This is a genomic window from Streptomyces sp. NPDC058051 (genome assembly GCF_042885475.1).
Lineage (GTDB): Bacteria > Actinomycetota > Actinomycetes > Streptomycetales > Streptomycetaceae > Streptomyces.
Genome location: NZ_JBHVRW010000086.1, coordinates 1 through 1356, shown reverse-complemented (window position 1 = coordinate 1356; position 1356 = coordinate 1). Strand labels below are relative to the sequence as shown.

Here is a 1356-nt window from a genome sequence, read left to right as displayed (position 1 = left end):
GTGCGTGATAGATGTGGTGCAGGGTGACGGCGAGGTCGCCCGCTTCCCCGGCGATGAAGAGGACGCTGCCCGCGCCGGAGGTGATCCAGGTGGAGCCGTCACACGAAGCTGGACCGGATCGAGGAGGTCCTGGAACGCTTCCCGGACCGGGTCTTCGCCTTCGACGAGTTCGGCCCCCTCGGCATCCGACCCACCGCCGGCTCGGGCTGGGCCCCCGCCGGCCACCCCGAGCGGCACCCCGCGACCTACCACCGCACCCACGGGATCCGGTACTTCCACGGCTGCTACTCGATCGGCGACGACACCCTGTGGGGCGTCAACCGCCGCAAGAAGGGCGCGGCGAACACCCTGGCCGCACTGAAGTCCATCCGGGCCGCCCGCCCCGACGGCGCCCCGATCTACGCGATCATGGACAACCTGTCCGCCCACAAGGGCGAGCAGATCCGGAGCTGGGCGAGGAAGCACCGGGTCGAGCTGTGCTTCACCCCGACCTATGCCTCGTGGGCGAACCCGATCGAGGCCCACTTCGGGCCGCTGCGGCAGTTCACCATCGCCAACTCGAACCACCGCAACCACACCGTCCAGACCCGGGCCCTGCACGCCTACCTGCGCTGGCGCAACACCAACGCCCGCCACCCCGACGTCCTCTCCGCCCAACGCCGCGAACGAGCGCGCATCCGCAGCGAGAAGGGCCTGCGCTGGGGAGGCCGACCACTCACCGAAGCAGCCTGACCCGCCCCGGCAAGCAGGAGACCCGCGATGGCAGTAGAGATCGTCTACGAGACGCACGCCACCACCACCGACAACGAGGCGGGCATCGCCACCGGCTGGCTCCCCGGCCAGCTCTCGGAACTCGGCCGCTGTCAGGCCGCGGAACTCGGCGAACGCCGACGCGCTGGCGGCTTTGCCGCGGTGTTCACCTCCGACCTCCACCGAACTCTGGAGACGGCCCGGATCGCGTTCCCCGACGGCACGCCCTCGATCCGCCAGGACATCCGGCTGCGCGAGTGCAACTACGGGGACCTCAACGGAGCACCTGCCGCCCGCATTGCCGCCCAGCGGGCTCGCCGCATCGACGAACCCTTCCCCGGCGGTCAGAGCTACCGCCAGGTCCTCGCGGCCACCGACGTGTTCCTGTACGACCTGGCCACGCGCTGGAACGGCGGACGGATCCTGGTGATCGCCCACTCGGCCAACCGATGGGCCCTGGACTGCTTGCTCGCCGGGGCCTCGTTGGAAGACCTCGTCGAAGCCCCACCCGCCTGGCGCCCGGGCTGGCACTACATGCTTCCCGCTGGCTGGACCCCGTCGACCCGGTAAACCTTCCCGGTCACAGCACTAGCTGAGTCTGAGGAG

Annotated in this window: 1 protein-coding gene and 1 pseudogene; both read left to right on the top strand. The window is 70.3% G+C overall.

What is annotated here, in order from left to right; all coding sequences use genetic code 11:
• Positions 1–96: 96 nt before the first annotated feature.
• Positions 97–732 (top strand): annotated as a pseudogene (locus tag ACFVUT_RS37720) (transposase); the annotation flags it as partial.
• A 27-nt stretch (positions 733–759) separates the two neighbouring features.
• Positions 760–1320, top strand: coding sequence for a histidine phosphatase family protein (locus ACFVUT_RS37715; protein ID WP_389671186.1), 561 nt, complete (start codon positions 760–762; stop codon positions 1318–1320).
• The last annotated feature ends 36 nt before the right edge of the window (positions 1321–1356 follow it).

Coding starts and splice junctions, on each gene's coding strand:
- ACFVUT_RS37715 (WP_389671186.1), top strand. CDS start 760: ATGGCAGTAGAGATCGTCTACGAGACGCACGCCACCACCACCGACAAC.